The organism is Streptomyces sp. CB01580, from assembly GCF_001905795.1.
Lineage (GTDB): Bacteria > Actinomycetota > Actinomycetes > Streptomycetales > Streptomycetaceae > Streptomyces.
In genome coordinates, this window is record NZ_LIXJ01000012.1 from 96,263 (window position 1) to 112,335 (window position 16,073).

Annotated in this window: 12 protein-coding genes, 1 tRNA gene, 1 pseudogene and 1 CRISPR repeat array (1 of these 15 cut by a window edge); of the genes and pseudogenes, 6 read left to right on the plus strand and 8 right to left on the minus strand. The window is 71.1% G+C overall.

Annotation, left to right across the window (positions count from 1 at the left end):
• Positions 1 to 1,074: direct repeats of the CRISPR family, unit length 29 nt; unit sequence GGGACCACCCCCGCGTGCGCGGGGACCAC; it begins 800 nt to the left of the window's first position.
• 193 nt (positions 1,075 to 1,267) lie between these two features.
• From AMK22_RS19010 to AMK22_RS41040, 4 genes are all read right to left on the minus strand, one after another.
• A tRNA-Ser gene (locus AMK22_RS19010) sits at positions 1,268 to 1,355 on the minus strand.
• A 45-nt stretch (positions 1,356 to 1,400) separates the two neighbouring features.
• Positions 1,401 to 1,829 (minus strand): tRNA adenosine(34) deaminase TadA, encoded by a 429-nt coding sequence (gene tadA, locus AMK22_RS19015; protein WP_079186266.1) that lies wholly within the window; start codon positions 1,827 to 1,829, stop codon positions 1,401 to 1,403.
• A 102-nt stretch (positions 1,830 to 1,931) separates the two neighbouring features.
• On the minus strand, positions 1,932 to 2,498 hold the full coding sequence (locus tag AMK22_RS19020; RefSeq protein WP_073786566.1) for a tRNA adenosine deaminase-associated protein: 567 nt from the start codon (positions 2,496 to 2,498) through the stop codon (positions 1,932 to 1,934).
• Positions 2,499 to 2,685: 187 nt separating this feature from the next.
• A complete protein-coding gene (locus AMK22_RS41040) occupies positions 2,686 to 2,871 on the minus strand; it encodes a hypothetical protein (protein ID WP_242434052.1) in 186 nt (61 codons plus the stop codon).
• Positions 2,872 to 3,106: 235 nt separating this feature from the next.
• Between AMK22_RS41040 and upp the strand changes: the two genes are divergently transcribed.
• Positions 3,107 to 3,742 carry a uracil phosphoribosyltransferase gene (gene upp, locus AMK22_RS19030; RefSeq protein WP_073786568.1) on the plus strand — a complete coding sequence of 212 codons (636 nt, stop codon included), beginning with the start codon at positions 3,107 to 3,109 and terminating at the stop codon, positions 3,740 to 3,742.
• 392 nt (positions 3,743 to 4,134) lie between these two features.
• On the opposite strand, the gene AMK22_RS19040 is transcribed toward upp, so the two are convergent.
• The 3 genes from AMK22_RS19040 to AMK22_RS19050 all read right to left on the minus strand — a co-directional run bounded on the left by AMK22_RS19040 (position 4,135) and on the right by AMK22_RS19050 (position 6,634).
• Positions 4,135 to 4,728 (minus strand): LytR C-terminal domain-containing protein, encoded by a 594-nt coding sequence (locus AMK22_RS19040; RefSeq protein ID WP_073786569.1) that lies wholly within the window; start codon positions 4,726 to 4,728, stop codon positions 4,135 to 4,137.
• A 415-nt stretch (positions 4,729 to 5,143) separates the two neighbouring features.
• Complete coding sequence (locus AMK22_RS19045) at positions 5,144 to 5,440, minus strand: type II toxin-antitoxin system VapB family antitoxin (RefSeq protein WP_072488263.1); 297 nt, start codon at positions 5,438 to 5,440, stop codon at positions 5,144 to 5,146.
• A 567-nt stretch (positions 5,441 to 6,007) separates the two neighbouring features.
• Positions 6,008 to 6,634 (minus strand): HhH-GPD-type base excision DNA repair protein, encoded by a 627-nt coding sequence (locus AMK22_RS19050; protein WP_073786699.1) that lies wholly within the window; start codon positions 6,632 to 6,634, stop codon positions 6,008 to 6,010.
• A gap of 332 nt (positions 6,635 to 6,966) precedes the next feature.
• On the opposite strand from AMK22_RS19050, the gene AMK22_RS19055 reads away from it, so the two are divergent.
• Positions 6,967 to 7,872 carry an eCIS core domain-containing protein gene (locus tag AMK22_RS19055; protein WP_079186267.1) on the plus strand — a complete coding sequence of 302 codons (906 nt, stop codon included), beginning with the start codon at positions 6,967 to 6,969 and terminating at the stop codon, positions 7,870 to 7,872.
• Between the two features lie 98 nt (positions 7,873 to 7,970).
• On the opposite strand, the gene AMK22_RS19060 is transcribed toward AMK22_RS19055, so the two are convergent.
• On the minus strand, positions 7,971 to 9,326 hold the full coding sequence (locus tag AMK22_RS19060) for a COG1470 family protein (protein ID WP_079186268.1): 1,356 nt from the start codon (positions 9,324 to 9,326) through the stop codon (positions 7,971 to 7,973).
• A 358-nt stretch (positions 9,327 to 9,684) separates the two neighbouring features.
• Between AMK22_RS19060 and AMK22_RS19065 the strand changes: the two genes are divergently transcribed.
• The 4 genes and pseudogenes from AMK22_RS19065 to AMK22_RS19080 all read left to right on the plus strand — a co-directional run bounded on the left by AMK22_RS19065 (position 9,685) and on the right by AMK22_RS19080 (position 16,026).
• Positions 9,685 to 10,311: a response regulator transcription factor gene (locus AMK22_RS19065; protein WP_073786570.1), complete on the plus strand. Its 627-nt coding sequence runs from the start codon at positions 9,685 to 9,687 to the stop codon at positions 10,309 to 10,311.
• 478 nt (positions 10,312 to 10,789) lie between these two features.
• Positions 10,790 to 12,694: a VWA domain-containing protein gene (locus AMK22_RS19070; RefSeq protein ID WP_242434041.1), complete on the plus strand. Its 1,905-nt coding sequence runs from the start codon at positions 10,790 to 10,792 to the stop codon at positions 12,692 to 12,694.
• A gap of 192 nt (positions 12,695 to 12,886) precedes the next feature.
• Positions 12,887 to 13,555, plus strand: a pseudogene (locus AMK22_RS19075) (DUF4255 domain-containing protein); the annotation flags it as partial.
• A gap of 353 nt (positions 13,556 to 13,908) precedes the next feature.
• Positions 13,909 to 16,026 (plus strand): ATP-binding protein, encoded by a 2,118-nt coding sequence (locus AMK22_RS19080; protein WP_073786571.1) that lies wholly within the window; start codon positions 13,909 to 13,911, stop codon positions 16,024 to 16,026.
• Positions 16,027 to 16,073: the final 47 nt, after the last annotated feature.

The window sequence follows — 16,073 nt, forward strand, 5'->3', positions numbered from 1 at the left end:
ACCACTCGGGACCAACCCCCGCGTGCGCGGGGACCATATCGGACCCATGGGAAGCGGGAAGACGTTCAGGGGACCACCCCCGCGTGCGCGGGGACCATAGCGCCGACAGGTTGCACGAGACCGGACCGTTGGGACCACCCCCGCGTGCGCGGGGACCATCCCGGTTCACCCTTGCGCACAACACCCGGCCAGGGACCACCCCCGCGTGCGCGGGGACCATGCGGCGAGTGACTACCGCCAGGAAGCAGCGAAGGGACCACCCCCGCGTGTGCGGGGACCATGGCCAGCGGCTTCCGGGTCAGGCACAGCCACGGGGACCACCCCCGCGTGCGCGGGGACCACTACACGTCATAGCCGTTGACGGGGCCGATGACGGGACCACCCCCGCGTGCGCGGGGACCACCGTACAGGCGCGTTCTAGGCGGCGAATCCGATGGGACCACCCCCGCGTGCGCGGGGACCACAAGGTCCTTGGGTCGGGCCTGGATGACGCCGAGGGACCACCCCCGCGTGCGCGGGGACCACTCGATGCCGCGGCAGTGTTCCTGGCGGATCCGGGGACCACCCCCGCGTGCGCGGGGACCACGACCGCCTCGAGGAAGAGCTTCAAGCAGTCGAGGGACCACCCCCGCGTGCGCGGGGACCACAGGTCGGCCGGGGTCCGGATCGAGGACGGGCCGGGACCACCCCCGCGTGCGCGGGGACCACCAGGGGGCGTGTCGAGCATGTGTGCTCCTGAGGGGACCACCCCCGCGTGCGCGGGGACCACCTGGACGAATCCGAAGATCTTCATGAGGAGGTGGGACCACCCCCGCGTGCGCGGGGACCACCAACCGCAAGGGAAAGCGTAGTGGTGCTCTTGGGGACCACCCCCGCGTGCGCGGGGACCACCGTAAATGACGGGCACCGCCACGAGGCCGATCGGGACCACCCCCGCGTGCGCGGGGACCACAGCACGGCGACGTGCAGGTGCGGGTGCCACCCGGGACCACCCCCGCGTGCGCGGGGACCACATAATTGCGGGCGCCGTCGGACTGACGGCCCAGGGACCACCCCCGCGTGCGCGGGGACCACAGTTCCTGACCTGCTGGTTTATGCGAGGCAGAGCCTGTTTTTACCCACTTCTTGAGATTCGGACATATCGCCTCGTCTTGGTGGTGTGGTGTCAACGTATGCGCGGTCAGGGGTCGCCGCTTACCCGGTGGTGCTGTCTCGGCAACGCGAACGCCCTCCCGTTCTGTGTTTCCACAGGCCGGGAGGGCGTCGATGGCGGTAGCGGAGGGATTTGAACCCTCGGTGAGTTTCCCCACACTCGCTTTCGAGGCGAGCTCCTTCGGCCGCTCGGACACGCTACCGAGAGAGAGCTTAGACCATGCCGGGCCGTGGAAAGAAATCGGTTCTCAGGGGGTGCGGAAGAAGGCCGTCAGCCGCTCCGCGCACTCCGGTTCCAGGACGCCCTGGATGACCTCCGGGCGGTGGTTGAGGCGGCGGTCGCGGACGACGTCCCAGAGGGAACCGGCGGCGCCCGCCTTCTCGTCGCGCGCCCCGTAGACGACCCGGTCCACGCGGGACTGCACCAGTGCGCCCGCGCACATCGTGCACGGCTCCAGGGTGACCACCAGGGTGCAGCCGGACAGGCGCCACTCGCCCAGCGCGGCGGCCGCGCGGCGGAGGGCGAGGATTTCGGCGTGGGCGGTCGGGTCGCCCGTCGCCTCACGTTCGTTGTGGCCGACGGCCAGCAGCGTGCCGTCGGGGCTGAGAACGACGGCGCCGACCGGCACGTCGCCGGCCGCCGCCGCCAGCTCGGCCTCGGCCAGGGCGTGGCGCATGTGCGCACGCCATGGGTCTCGTACGGGATCGTGCGGTGCTTCCACCGGGTGGTGCGGTTCCGGTGGGCCCTGCGGGCGGGGTGGTTCGGTCACCCGCGGACCCTAGCGGACGGTCTCCAGGACCTCGGCCGCGCCCAGCGCGTCCGCGATCTCGCCCAGCGCGTCCGTGCGCAGCATCAGCAGTTCGGCCTCGGGGAGACCGAGGTCGGCCAGGATGGCGGTGTCCCCGAGCGGCCCCGCCGGTACGGCGTCGGCGTCGAGTACGTCGTCATCATCGTTGTCGTTGTCGTCGTGGTCGTTGTCGGGGGTGGTGTCCGGTTCGCCGTCCTCCGTACCGTCGAGGCCGACGAGTTCTTCGAGGGCGGCAATGGCGTCGTCGGCCCCGGGTTCGCGGCCGAGCAGTTCGTCGGTGAGCAGGATCTCTCCGTACGAGGACCGGGCGGCGGCGGTGGCGTCCGAGACGAAGATACGGGGGTCGTCCTCACCGTCCACCCGGACGATGCCGAACCAGGCCTCCTCCTGTTCGATGAAGACGAGCACCGTGTCCTCGTCCGCCGAGGCCTCACGGGCCAGATCCGTCAGGTCGGACAGGGTCTCCACATCGTCGAGTTCCGTATCGCTCGCTTCCCACCCGTCTTCGGTGCGCGCGAGCAGTGCGGCGAAATACACCGTGACTCTCCCACTGGTCATAGGGGTGTCGGTCCGGCGGGAGGGCAGTCGGTGGCCCGGCTGTCCTGCGTCCCGCCCATCGGAATCGTGGCAGAAACAAGTGCTTCGCGAGAGGAGTTCGGCCGTTGCGTCGGCCATCAGTTCTCCCGGACGGGGCCAGCAGGGGGACGCGGGACCGCCGTACGACCTACCAGCGGAAGGTCCGCATCCTCATGGCCTGGCGCATCCGGGCGGCCCGGGCCCGGCGCGGCTGGACGCGGTCGCGGAGGGCCTTGGCCTCATGGAGCTCGCGCAGGAACTGGGCGCGTCGCCTGCGACGGGCGGCCTCGGCCTCCTCAGGATCCGGCGAGGCTGCGGTATCTGGGGTGTCCAGGGGACCTGCTTGCGCAGTCCCGGCGCTCCGGCGGGAAGAGACGCCCGGCGCGTTCGGCGCATTCGGTGTGCGCTGTGCGTCCGGGCGGCCCGGATTCGGCTGGTCCCGTTTGCGCTGTTCCGCGTCCGGCATCGGCTCATCACCCCAAGGCTGGGTCCGTGTGCAACCACCTTCCCCCCGAACGTGTGATTGATGCCAGCGCAGGCGTGCTGCGGGCCCGGTTACTGTTGAACCCATGCGGATCCACGTCGTCGACCATCCACTGGTCGCGCACAAACTCACCACCCTGCGCGACAAGCGCACCGATTCCCCGACCTTCCGGCGCCTCGCCGACGAGCTGGTCACCCTGCTCGCCTACGAGGCCACCCGGGACGTGCGCACCGAGCAGGTCGACATCGAGACCCCGGTCACGCGGACGACCGGCGTGAAGCTGTCGCACCCGCGGCCACTGGTCGTGCCGATCCTGCGGGCCGGTCTCGGCATGCTCGACGGCATGGTCCGCCTGCTGCCGACCGCCGAGGTGGGCTTCCTGGGCATGATCCGCAACGAGGAGACGCTCCAGGCGTCCACGTACGCGACGCGCATGCCGGAGGACCTCTCGGGCCGCCAGGTGTACGTACTCGACCCGATGCTGGCGACGGGCGGCACGCTCGTCGCGGCCATCAAGGAACTGATCAAGCGTGGGGCGGACGACGTCACCGCGGTCGTGCTGCTCGCGGCGCCGGAGGGCGTCGAGGTGATGGAGCGCGAGCTGGCCGGTACGCCGGTGAGGGTCGTCACGGCCTCGGTCGACGAGCAGCTCAACGAGAACGGTTACATCGTCCCGGGCCTCGGCGACGCGGGCGACCGGATGTACGGCACGGTCGACTAGGGCGTGTTGCGAAAGTAGCGTCGTCCGCCCGAAGGGCGGGGCCTGCGGCGTCTGGTGCGGTGCATCGCAAGGCGGAGGGTCGTCCTCGTACTGGGCGTACGTGGACGATCCCGACAACGTGGCGAGGCGCCGTGCCAGACGCCGCAGGCCAGACGGGACTTTCGCAACATGCCCTGGGACCGACCGCAGCGGTCGTCCCGACCGGGTTCGGTTTCGGCTCCGACACGCGGTCCCGGTTCCACGGCACGCGGTCCCGGGGCCCGAGACAGGGCCCCGGATTCAGGTACTCCGGTTCCCGCGCACGGCCCCGGACCCGGGCCGAAGGGCGCGGGACGCCGGGGTCGCCGGTACGAGGCACCGGGTCCCGGCACTCCGGGCGGCCCCGACCGCCGTCAGCAGGAAGGCGCGGGGGACGGCTTCGTCAGGGCGGCGAGTGCCGCCGCTGCCGAGTTGGGCGTGTTGAACGCCGTGAACTTCGTACCGAGAATCAGATCGACGTCCGCGGTCCTGCGGGCGTCGGTCTTCGGAACGGCCCCGTTCAACTGGGTGCCGAGCACCTGGAGCGGGCCGTTCGTCGCCGACGGGGCTCCCAGCAGCACTCCCGGTACTGCGACCTTCTTGTCGTACTCCGGCGAGGCGTTTCCCACCTTGCCGATGGCGAACCCACGCTTCTTCAACTCGTCGGCCGCCTGTTTGGCGAGGCCGCTGCGTGGTGTCGCGTTGTAGACGTTGACCGTGATCTTCGCGGGCGCGGGCAGCGCCTTTGCGGGTGCGGACGGCGCGGCCGACGGGCAGTCCTTCTTGTGGTCGGCGGCGTCGGCGGTCCTGCTGCCGCCCGTGAAGACGTCGATGAGCTGCATCGTGCCCCATCCGGCCAGCCCGAGGGCGACCACGGAGGCGGTGGCAGCGAGGATCAATTTGCCGCGACGCCGGGGGCGGCGCATACGCGGGTACTTGTCGCCCGTGATGCGGTACTTTCCGCCCATGCCGGGGGGAGTGAGCATGCTCATGGGCGCAGCGTAGTGCGGCCCGATGGTGATGCCTACTAAATGATCAACCGATCGCATCCGTCCGTGTGCGAATGCACCCGAACGAGCGCGGACATGCGTCCGAACGCATTCGGAGGTTGTGGGCGCGTTGCCGCGCATGGTCGGTATGTACCGGGAAGTGGCCGACGGGCCGGGTGGGACCGCGGTGCGATACCGCCGCGACATGACACCACTGCGGAGCGGTGCCATTGCGACGTCACGTCACATCACGTCATGGCGCCGCGACGGTCGCGCGGTCGCGCGGGCGTGGGGCCGTCGCGGGCGAACTCGCCGAGCCCATGACGAGCGGGTCGGCGGAGCCCGTGACGGGCCGGCCCGCGGGGCTCGCGGCCGTGGGGCGTGCGCCTCGATCTCAGCCGAGTTCGAGCACCCGGGCGTGCAGCACCTGGCGCTGTTGCAGCGCGGCGCGGACTGCGCGGTGCAGTCCGTCCTCCAGATAGAGGTCGCCCTGCCACTTCACGACGTGCGCGAACAGGTCGCCGTAGAACGTCGAGTCCTCGGCGAGGAGGGTTTCGAGGTCCAGGTTGCCCTTGGTGGTCACCAACTGATCGAGGCGGACCGGGCGCGGCGCGACGTCCGCCCACTGCCGGGTGCTTTCCCGGCCGTGGTCGGGATATGGCCGCCCATTTCCGATGCGCTTGAAGATCACACGGAAAGCCTACCGGGCAAGAGCCTCCGGGCGCAGCCACGGGGCCGGAGTGCGACGCTTACGAGGTATCACAAATGCGGTCATTCCGGAATTGGTGCTGTGATGAACGACAGCGACAGTACGGGCCAGGACGCGGGTTCGGGCACCCGAGGCGGTCGGGACACGGGTGTCCACCCGGGAACGGGTGGTGGAGCGGGCGCGGACTTGACGCCGTGGAGGACGCGGCGTCGGAACAGAGCCGGGCGCCGGGCGAACTGAGTGACCGTTCGGTCTGAACTTCCATGACAAGGGCGCCACGGGCCTGGAACTGATCGACCTCAAGGACCTGCGGGCCGTCGTCGCGCTCCTCGTCCGGACACGGGGCCGGCCGAACTCGACGAGATCGGCGGGCCGTCCACGGCCACGGCCCGTGCGATCCAGCGGGTGGTCACCGCGTTCGATCTCCAGTACGGCTCGCCGCAGGCGGCAGGCCGGTCGGGCGCGGCCGTCTCCTGGCCCGTTCGTCTCGGGGGCTGCTTCTCGACGGATGCTTCCCGGCCGGCTCTCCGTGGCTGTTTCTCGGGGGAGTCACTTCTCGGCCGCGCGTTTCGCGGCCCTGGCCGCCTGTTTTGCCTGCTGCTTGAACGCCCGGACCTCGGCGAGGGATTCGGGGCCGGTGATGTCGGCGACCGACCGGTGCGAACCCGTCTCGCCGTACGGCCCGGCCGCTTCCCGCCAGCCCGTCGGCCGGACCCCGAAGCGCTTGCCGAGCAACGCCAGGAAGATCTGGGCCTTCTGGGCGCCGAAACCCGGCAGCGCGTTCAGCCGTTTCAGCAGCTCGGTCCCGGTGGTGGCATCGCTCCACACCGCGCTCGCGTCGCCCTCGTACTCGTCCACCAGGTACTGGCACAACTGCTGGACCCGCTTGGCCATGGAACCCGGGTAGCGGTGCAGGGCCGGCTTGGCGGTGAAGAGTTCGACGAACGCCTCCGGGGCGTACGCGGCGATCTCATGGGCGTCCAGGTCGTCACCGCCCATCCGCACGGCCAGGGTGTACGGGCCGGTGAAGGCCCATTCCATCGGCACCTGCTGGTCCAGCAGCATGCCGACCAGGATGGCGAGCGGACTGCGCGCGAGAAGGCCGTCGGCTTCGGGGTCCTGGGCGATCCGCACCGTGACGGTCCCGGCGGCCTGGTCCTTCTTGCTCTTGGTCATGTCTCCGATCATCCCGACGGCCTCCTGCCCCGGCCACTCCACCGACCGCCGATGCGGCCGTTCGGCACGGATTCGCGTACTGCGCACTGTCGGCCGGGGAGGTACGAGCGGCATGGCTGCCCGAAGGGGCAGGGGCAGGTGCCCTTCGTCGGCGGGGCCCGGTCTGGACGAGGCGATGACACGTCGTGAAGGTGGAGAGGTGGGGCCATCACGACGTGCCCGCGGCCCGGGTGCGGCGCAGCCGGGACGTGGTCCGGCCGAGACGCGGTGCAGGAGTGACGCGGCGCAGAAGAGACGCGGCGCAGAAGAGACGCGGCGCAGGGGAGCTGACGATGCACGCACAGGAATGGGACCGGGAGCACGACCCCGAGCGCGAAGGACACGCGCTCCGGCAGGACCACGACGAGGCCGCGCCCGTGGCGAGGGTGCCCGAGGGGGCGGACACGGCCGACGCCTCGCGTGTCTTCCACGCGGCGGCGACCGGACGGGCCGATGTGGTCGGGACCCGTGGCATGGGCGCGCTCCAGCGGGCGGTCGGAAACAGCGCCGTGGGGGCAGTGCTTCAGCGCCAGGTACTCCAGCGGCAGGAGTCCCGGGGCGAGGAGCTTCAGCGCCAGGAGGAGGCAGAACGTTCCCCCGTGCACGACGTGATCTCGTCCGGCGGCGGGCAGCCCCTGGACACCGACACCCGCACGGACATGGAACGGCGTATGGGCGCGGACTTCTCCGACGTACGCGTTCACACCGACTCCGCCGCCCACGAGTCGGCGAAGGGCGTGGGGGCTCACGCGTACACGGTCGGCAGCGACGTGGTGTTCCAGCGGGACGCGTACGATCCGTCCTCGCCACAGGGCCGGACCACGCTGGCCCATGAGCTCACCCACGTCATCCAGCAGCGCAACGGACCGGTGGAGGGCACGGCGGCGCCGGGAGGGATCCGGGTGAGCGATCCGTCCGACCGGTTCGAGCGGGAGGCCGTCGCGAATGCCGACCGGGTGCTGGCGGACCCGGCACCGGCACCGGCTCCGGAATCGGCGCCGGCCACGGACACGGCTTCGACGCCGGCACCGGTAGCGGCACCGGCGTCGGCCTCGCAGCCCGCCGTGCAGCGGGCGGCGACGGAGGACGAGGACGAGGAACCCGCCGACGTACAGGGCTCCTTCGTCCAGCGGGCGGCGGAGGAAGGGAGCGAGAAGGAAAAGGAGAAGGAGGAGGACGAGGAGGCGTCGTCCGCCTGACCGGTTTCCCGGCTTCGTGCCGGCCATGGCCGTAGTCGTAGCTGCGTCGGCCGTGGCCGCCGTGGCCGTTCGTCCGGCCGTCCTCGTCCGCCCGGACGTCAGCCCGTGGCGTTCGTGCGCATCGTGCCGCCGAGGAACAGCGATTCCGCGCACCGGGAGGGGGTCGGCGCGTTCACCGGCTTTCCCACCTTCCGGCAGTCGACGGTCATGGTGACCTTGCCGCGCGCGGGCACCAGGATCGGTGTGACGAAGTGGTAGTCGGAGTCGCGGAAGTTCTCCAGCGCGAGCCGGAGCACGGGAGTGTCCCGGCCGGAGGAGACCACGAGCGTTCCCGCGTCGCCCTGCGGGTTCTGGACCACGATGTCCGTGAGCTGGAAGGTGTGCCCGGCGGGCACCTGGAGGGCCGTCGACGTGGTGGACCCGCCGCCCACCGAGTCCCTGACCTGCACCTGCGCACTGGTCGGGGCCGCGGCCCCCGCGCCGTCCGACGAACCCGCGGACGTACCGTCGCCCGGTGAGGGACTCGGCTTCGCCGCGCCCCCGTTCGCACCGTTGCTCGTACCCGTGGAGGAGCCGTCCGCGCCCGGCCCCGTTCCGGCCGAGGTGCCCTGGTCCGGCTCCTGCGTCCTGCTCTTGTCGGCCGCGGCGGCGGACCGGACCGCCTCCGGCGTGATCGCCTCCCGGGCCGCCGACTTCACCGCAGGGCGCAGCAGCGCGTACCAGAGGCCGACCAGTGCGATCAGCAGCACGGCCGCGGTGATCAGCGCCCGTGGCAGCCAGCGCGGAAGAATCGGATCCTGCTGGTACGAGCCGTCCAGGACCACCGGGGCGGCCGGGTCCTGTCCCTCCGCCACCTCCGGGGTGGCGACGACCTGGAAGGGGTGCGTGATCGGCGCACCCCGCCACATGCGCTTCGCGGGCCGGACCCGCACCTTCCCGAACTCGGCCCGGCCGGGTTCGATGCGCAGGGTGTCCGAACCGAAGGAGACCCGGGCCCGGTCCGTCCCGGACCGTGTCTCCAGCCGTACCGTGGCCGGGGCGTTCCCCCGGTTGTCGACGGCGAGTTGGTGCCTGCCGCGCCATGCGCCGTTCGAACCGCGCGGCACCAGCTCGGCGGTCGTCTCGGTGAAGGGCAGTACCGTCACCCGTCCCTCGGGCACCACCGTCCGGCCCTGCTCGCTGGTGGGCACCACCCGGATCCCGAAGTGCGTCTCCCCGGCGAGTACGGTGGAGTCCCGCGGCGGGCGGAGCACCAGCGAGACCGTTCGGGAGTCGCCCGGGTACAGGGACAGGGCCGCAGGTTCCACCGTCGACCAGGCGGCACACGCACCGACCACCTCGAAGCGGTACTCCTCGACGGTGCTGCCGGAGTTGAGGATTCGCAGGGGGACGGCCGTTTCCTCGCCCGGTGCGGCAGTGACGGACGAATCGTCGAGGCTTGCCGTGAGACTCATAGGGCGAACGGTAGGAGCGGCCCCGAACACGGGCACCGGCCGTTGAGGAACACTTCCGGGCAGATTCCGTGCCCGCGGACGGCCCATTTGTTTCCCTGTACGCAATCGGGGGAATCGTCTGACAGCTTCAAGACGAGCGAGCCAGGCGTGCAAGCGATTCAGCACTCAGCGATTCTGCGGTTCGAGCGAGTTCAGCGGTTCGAGCGATACGAGCGATACGAGCGAGTTGAGCGGTTCAAGCGAGTCCAGCGATCCAGCGAGTCCAGCGATCCAGCGAGTTCAGCGAGTCATACGAAACAGCCGTGATGGTTGTGTTCGCCGTGGTGCCATCGGCTGTTGCTCAGGGGGGAGCATTGCCATGGAGCGAACCACTGTCGCGTTAAGCGCCCAGGACCCGATCTCGCAGGCGGGCGTGGCGAGTCAGTTGCGGGCCCGACCCGAGGTCAGCGTGACGGAGTGGGCGGAGGGAGACCCCTCGCCCCAGATCGTGGTCGTCGTCGTGGACGCAGTCGACGACGAGGTGCTCACGATGCTGCGGCACATCCAGCGCACCAGCACCGCGCGGGCCGTCCTCGTCACCACGGACATCGACGAGCAGAAGCTGGTGAGCGCGGCCGAATGCGGCGTCGCCGGTGTGGTCCGGCGGGCCGAGGCGACCCCGGAACACCTGGTGCAGGTCATCGGAACGGTGGCGCGTGGCGAGGGCCATCTCCCCTCCGACCTGCTGGGACGCCTTCTTGAAGAGGTCGGTCGCCTCCAGGGACAGGTGCTCGGACCGCGCGGCCTGCACTTCACCGGCCTCGCGGCCCGGGAGGTGGACGTGCTGCGACTGGTCGCGGAGGGGTACGACACCGCGGACATCGCGACGAAGCTGGCCTATTCCGAGCGCACGATCAAGAACGTGCTGCATTCGGTGATGACCCGGCTGCAGCTGCGGAACCGGTCCCACGCGGTCGCGTACGCGATGCGGCAAGGGCTGATCTGAGCCGTCCGGTACGGATCCCGGGGTCGGTCCGCGGGCCGGGCCCGCGGGGCTGGGTGCATGGGGCTGGGTGCATGGGTACGGTGCTCGGCTTTCGGGTACGGGGCTCGGCCTTCCGGTGCGGGGATCGGCATTCAGGTGCGGGCTCGGTGGCTGCCCGAAAGGGCAGCGGGGGCTTCCCGCAGATGTGGCTGGCGTACCGCTGCGGGCCGGGTGCCCGTACGGGACCGTGGCGTCCGGACGCCGATCGGCCGGACGGTGGGGGAGGGCTTTCGTGCGCTGGTTCCAGCCGCCGCGGAGGGCGACGCGGTCGCGGTCATGGCCGTGGTCGCGGACGCACCGGTCGGCCCGGCCCCTGCCCCGGCCTGCCGCTTCGCGCAGGGCTCTGGCCGTGCTGCGCTTCCCGGCGTTGGCCCTGCTCCTCGTGGCAGCCGGCATGACGCCCGGTTCGGCCGTGACTTCAGGGGCGCCGACTGCGGCGGTGCCCGAGCCCTGGGTCACCCCCGCCGAGTTCACCGACGCGGTTGATCCCGGCGGCTCCACGGGCGTGGCCAAGCAGGTGCGTACGCCCGCGATCCCGCCACGCCCCGATGTGATCCTGCTGGTGGACGGTACGGGGAGCATGGAGACCCCCATCAGTGATGTGCAGACGGGCCTGAAGTCCATTACGACGAAGGTCCGTGAACAGCAGCCGGATTCCCGCTTCGCGGTGGCCACCTATGGCGACGAGAAGGACGATCCGACAGCGGAGTTCGCAGTCCTCCAAGGTCTGACGACCAACCTCGACGACGTCCAGAAGCAGGGCGTCGACAGGCTGGACACCTCACGTGGCTACAGGAGCAACGGCCCGTCCGAGGACTGGATCTACGCGCTGTGGAAGGTGGCCGACGGCGCGGACGGCGGTACGGTCTTCCGCGAGGGCGCCAGCCCGGTCGTGGTCCTGGTGGGCGATGCGTCGAGCCACAACCCCAGCAACGACATCTCTTATGACGACGCGGTGTTCGCGCTCCAGGACAAGGGTGTTCGCGTCATCGCCGTCGATGTGACGACCGAGAACGGTGACGGGCTCAACGGCGACGGATACAAGAGCCCCACCTACCAGGACCCGTACCACGAGCCCGATCAGGCCAAGCGGATCGCAGAGGCCACCAACGGTCGCATGCTCAGCGGAATTCCCGGCGACGGCGTCACCGACGCCATCATCGAGGGGTTCAACAACCTCCCCACCAACGTCAGCTATCGCCTGGACGACTGCGACCCGCATCTCTCCGTCAGCCTCGAACCACCCACCCAGAGGCTCACCAGCGGGGAGACCGCGCACTTCGAGGAGAACATCGATGTCTCCGCCGACGCGCCCCAGGGCTCTCGACTGAGCTGCACCGTGCAGTTTCTGATGGGGACCCAGGTGCCCGGAACGGACACGATCGGCCCGGCCGCGGCGGCGGACCCGGACTTCACGGAGCAGATCGACATCGACGTGAACGACATCGACGCCCCCGTCGTCACCGTGGACGATCTGATTGTCCGGGCCAAGGAGAAGGAAGGGGCGAGGGTCACGTACAGGGCCACCGCCCAGGACGCCACCGACGGCGCGCTGCCGGTGACCTGCGACCCGCCCTCGGGCTCGCTCTTCCCGGTCGGTGTCACGACGGTGACGTGTTCGGCCACCGACTCCGCGGGCAACACGGGGACGGACACGGCGCGGATCGAGGTTCTGGAGGCCCCCGTGCCGCCCTCGGCGGACGTGGCGGTGAAGGTCGACGTCAGTCCCGACCGCACGTACACCGGACGTCCCGCACGCGCCCGCTTCACCGTCACCAACGCCGGTCCGGACGCGGCGACCGGGGTGGTACTCGGCTCGTCCTGGCCGAAGCCGTCCAAGGCGAAGGACCGCAGTCTGCCCGCCCTGTCCCGCTGCACTGCCGCCAAGCCGTGCACCATCCCGGCCGGGGGTCGCATCGAGGTGACGCAGACCGCGACGTACCGTGCGCCGGTCACCGGTGACGTACGGGCCACCGTGCGCGGCACGTTGCCCGACCGCCGGAAGACCGACAACCAGGCCACCGACCGGCTGCGCATCCTGAAGCCCTCGCTGACCGTCACTCCGCAGGTCGCCAAGCCGGGCCAGGTGGTGCTGGCGCGGGGCAAGGACTATCCGCCGGGGCAGACCCTACGTTTCACGTGGAACATCGGGATCAACGCGGAGATGTCCGTCGTGACCGTGGGCCGCGACGGCACCTTCGAGGTCCAGATCCCGGTGCTGCGCAAGGACAAGCTGGGCCCGCGCAAGCTGCGTGTGGACACCCGCGACATCGACCGGCTGCAGAAACCGGTCCTCGTGGTCCAACGGAATCTTCAGCCACCGGACTTCGCGGGGCGTGCGTGAGCGCGGACAAGCGTGCGGAGGCGAGCGGGTGACTCGGGGCGACGGCGGCTTGGGAACTCCGGACGAGCAGGGGCGATGGTGCGCGGGCGGCCGAGTGAGCAGGGCCGACCGGCGCGGAGCCGGCCGAGTGGGCGGGGCCGACCGGCGCGGAGGCGACCGAATGAGCAGGGTCGACGGCACGGAGGCGATCGGGTGATCCACGAGGTCGACGACGTACTGCGGTCCCTGATCAGGGCGGAGGTGCTCGAAGGCGGCCAGATCGCGGTGGTCTTCGACGCCCCGACCCGGGAGTGGGCGGCGAAGGTCAACGCGCCCATGGTCAACCTCTACCTCTACGATATCCGCGAGGACATGCGCAGACGCGAGCGCGGGCTGCACAACGAGTACGACGAGCGCGGCACGATCATCGCGCGCCGTCGACCGCCCCGCTTCTTCAAGCTGTCGTACCTGATCACGGCATGGACGAAGCGCCCTGAGGACGAACACCGGCTGCTCGCCTCCCTGCTGGGCTGTCTGCTCCGTTACGAGGCGCTGCCCCCGGAACGGCTGGCGGGCACGCTGGCCGAGATCGGGGCCGCCGTACCGATGTCGATCGCCCTGCCGCCTCCCGAGGACCGCTCGTTCGCCGATGTGTGGAGCGCGCTGGGCGGTGAGTTGAAGCCCTCGTTGGACCTGGTGGTCAGTGTGCCGGTGACGGCGTCGCCGAGCTATGCGGCCGGTCCGCCGGTGGGAGACGAGGGGGTGCAGGCCCGGTTCGGGGACATGCCGGAACGGGACGAGCCGCCCTCGGAACCGATGCCGGGGCGTGGCCGGCTCCCGGTGTACGGGGGCCGCCCGGGCAGGCCCGTACGACCGGTACCGGACGACGAGCGGGCCGGATCGGACTCCGACGGGACCCGGCTGGACGGCGCTCCGGGCCGGGCGGACGGTGATCCGGCCAGGTCGGACGGTGCCCCGGGGCGGTCGGACGGCGCCCCGGGGCGGTCGGACGGTGATCCGGCCAGGTCGGACGGCGCTCCGGGCCGGTCGGACGGGCGGCGGAACTCCGGTACAGGGCGTCGGCGTGGTCTTTCGCTCCGCATCACCGAGAACCGGGGGAACGGCGCGACGGGCGGTGCGGTCGGCACGGAGAACGGCGTGCAGAAGGGTGCGGGGGACGGGATGGAGAAGGGCGCGGGGGACGGGATGGAGAAGGATGCGGAGGACGGCGCTTCATGACGACCGAGGATGACGCGAACCTGCGCCATCTCCTTGCCCGCGCGACAGCGGTGGAGCAGCGCGTCCGGCGAGCGGTGGAGGCCAGGCAGGCCACCGACCCGGACCCGGACGACGCCTTCCGCGGCCTCTACCTCACGGACGACACCGTCACGCGTCTGCTGGATTCGGAGGAGGCGCGCGCCTTCCCGTCCCCCGTTCCGTACGACGAAGAGGCTCCGGCCGAGCCGACCCGGCTCACCGCCCTGGCGGACGAGTTCGGGCTGACCGCTCTCGACGTGGAGATCCTCCTCATCACCCTCGTCCCCGATCTGGACGACCGCTTCGAGGCGTTCTACGGCTACCTCAACGACGACGTCACCCGCCGCCGCCCGTCGATCGGTCTGGCCCTGGGCCTGTGCGGGCTGTCCCCCGCCGACCAGGCGGCGCGCGGTCGGCTCTCGGCCTGTTCGCCCCTCCGGGAGGGGCGCCTGCTGCTGGTCGAGGACATGGACCGCCCGTTCCTGAACCGTGCGCTCCGCGTACCCGACCGGGTCGCCGCGCACCTCCTCGGCGACGACACCCCCGATCCCCGGCTGGCGGATCTCCTCGCCCCGTGGCACGCCGTACCGGGCGTCGGCGACCCCGTCCCACTGGCCCGGGCCTTCGCCCATGACATCGCGTTGGTCCACCTCCGTGAGGACCAGGGTGGCGCGGGCACCGCTTTCGCCGCCTCCGCCCTGACCCGGGCGGGCCACCGGGTACTGGGTCTCGACCTGGCGAGGCTGGCCGAGGATCCGGCTCCCGCAGAGGCGGTCCGTTCCCTGGTGCGGGAGGCCCGGCTGACCGGCGCCGGGCTGGTCTGTGCCCCGCTCGACGCGGTCTCCCGCGACCATCCGGGGCTTCTCCGGCTGCTCACCGGTACGCCGGTCCCCACGGTCCTGGTGGGCCGGGCCCCTTGGGACGCGGCCTGGTCCGCCGTGCCACCGCTCCTGCTGCACGCTCCCCGTGTCGATCCCTCGACCCGGGCCGCCCTCTGGGCCGACGCGTACGACGACGCGTACGGGGCTCCTACCCCCGGCGCTGCCCCGGCCTCCGGCGCTGCCCCGGCCTCCGGCGCTGCCCCGGTCCCTGCCACTGCCCCGGTCCCCGACATGGTCGATGTCGACCGGCTGCTCTCGCCGTTTCTCCTCACCCCGGAGCAGATCACCCGCGCCGCCCGGAGCGCGGCCCAGGCCACCCACCTGGAAGGCGGCACCCTCACCCCCGACCACGTCCGTCATGGCGCCCGCGCCCAGAACGCGGCCGGCCTGGACCGGCTGGCCCGCCGCATCGAACCCTCCGTCACCTGGGACGACCTCGTTCTCCCCCCGGACACCCACGCCCAGCTCCGCGAACTCACCGCCCGCGCCCGCCATCGCGACCGGGTGCTGGGGGAGTGGGGCATGCGCCCCGGCGGCGGCAGGGGCCGGGGCGTGTCCGCCCTCTTCGCGGGCGACTCGGGCACCGGGAAGACGATGTCGGCGGAGGTGATCGCCGCCGATCTGGGGCTCGACCTGTACACCGTCGACCTGGCCACGGTGATCGACAAATACGTGGGCGAGACGGAGAAGAACCTGGAACGGATCTTCTCCGAGGCCGCGGGCGTGAACGGGGTTCTTCTCTTCGACGAGGCCGACGCGATCTTCGGCAAACGCTCGGACGTGAAGGACGCCCACGACCGCTACGCGAATGTCGAGAGCGCGTATCTGCTCCAGCGCATGGAGTCCTTCGACGGTCTGGCCATCCTCGCCACCAACCTCCGGGCCAACCTCGACGACGCCTTCACCCGCCGCCTCGACCTGGTCGTCGACTTCCCGGTCCCGGACCCCGGGCAGCGCCTCGTTCTCTGGGAACGCTGCCTGGGACCTGCACTTCCACGCGGCAGCGACCTCGATCTCGCCTTCTGTGCCGAGAGCTTCGAGCTGGCGGGCGGCAACATCCGCTCCATCGCTGTGACGGCCGCCTACCTGGCGGCGGACACGGGCGAACCCGTGACCATGCCGACGCTCATCCACGCGATCCAGCGCGAGTACCAGAAACTGGGCCGTCTGACGCTGGCATCGGAATTCGGGCCGTACCTGAAGCTGCTGGGGTGAGCGAGCGACCGCGGCGAGACGGTGTCATGGCGACGGTGATGGTGTGG